At 64.2% G+C, this 358-nt stretch carries 1 protein-coding gene; it reads left to right on the forward strand.

What is annotated here, in order from left to right:
• On the forward strand, positions 1-358 hold a 358-nt coding region (locus AC1D0P_RS32515; RefSeq protein WP_477680486.1), incomplete at both ends, for a hypothetical protein.

A 358-nucleotide genomic window follows, 5' to 3' on the forward strand; every position in this document is an offset into this window, starting at 1 on the left:
ACCATGCCGACCTCATTGAAGATGAACGAAGACACCGAGGCCGGCCAGCCGTTTGCTGATTTTGCGCCGCCGATCCATGCCCAATCGCCGCTCAGGCAAGCAATCACCGCCGCCTATCGCCGGCCGGAGCCGGAGGCCCTGCCGCCCCTGGTCGAAGCCGCCAGACTGCCGGAAAAGATGAAAGCTGACGTGGCCAATACGGCCCGTATCCTGATCGAGACACTGCGTGCCAAGCACAAGGGCACGGGCGTCGAGGGCCTCGTGCATGAATATTCTCTGTCGAGCCAGGAGGGCGTGGCGCTGATGTGCCTTGCCGAGGCGCTGCTGCGCATCCCCGACGACGAAACCCGTGACGCAC

The sequence above is a fragment of the Polaromonas sp. P1_G2 genome (assembly GCF_056405515.1).